The following is a 714-nucleotide window of genomic DNA, read 5'->3' on the forward strand; positions in this document are numbered from 1 at the left end:
GGCTGGGGTTAAAACCGCATACCGCGATCACATCTTCCCAGGGCACCAGCACCGTGCGGCGCTCACGCTTAAAGAGCCGACAGATGGCATCGTAGATGGGCGGGTAAACAAACAAAAAAGCCATGGAACCGATATGCATCAGCGTCAGGCCAATCGGAAAATCCTCCCGAGCACCGCGTAACCATTCACCAACTTCAATAATCCCCATGAGCCCAGAGATGATGGCAGCAGTGCCTGCGGTGGAAATTAACCAAAGATTTTGCGGTGCGGGTAGCCAGAAGCGGCCCGATGGTTCCACCACAAAGGCCACTTCGCGGCGCTGGCGATTCAGGCGAATGGGCGGGATGCGCCTGAGCAGCGTATTGATCCAGACGATGCCTAAAATCAGCATCCACAGAAAAGCCATATAGAGCCCCCCCCCCCATACGGAAAACGCAACTCCATACATAGTGTTTTTGATTACTGCCATGATTAACAGTAGTAAGCCAAAGCTGTTCATCGCCACAAGCCCCACGCTAAACACATGCCCTGCTGTCATCAGGCTATCGGGGCTGGCGCCCTGGCGAATATCCATGCTGACCTCATCGTGGCGCACATCGATATGCGCCACGTCCACCGCGTACTCGCTCTCGGTGGGCAGCGGCAAGGGGCTTAAGCAGTACTGCTCGCCCCCGGCACGGCTTTCCCGCTCACCGGCGCGCATGGGGGGCAGGG

Annotated in this window: 1 pseudogene; it reads right to left on the reverse strand. The window is 57.3% G+C overall.

The window, feature by feature from the left end:
* Positions 1-714 (reverse strand): annotated as a pseudogene (locus tag HP566_RS04405) (hypothetical protein); the annotation flags it as partial.

Source organism: Vreelandella olivaria (assembly GCF_023507745.1).
GTDB lineage: Bacteria > Pseudomonadota > Gammaproteobacteria > Pseudomonadales > Halomonadaceae > Vreelandella > Vreelandella olivaria_A.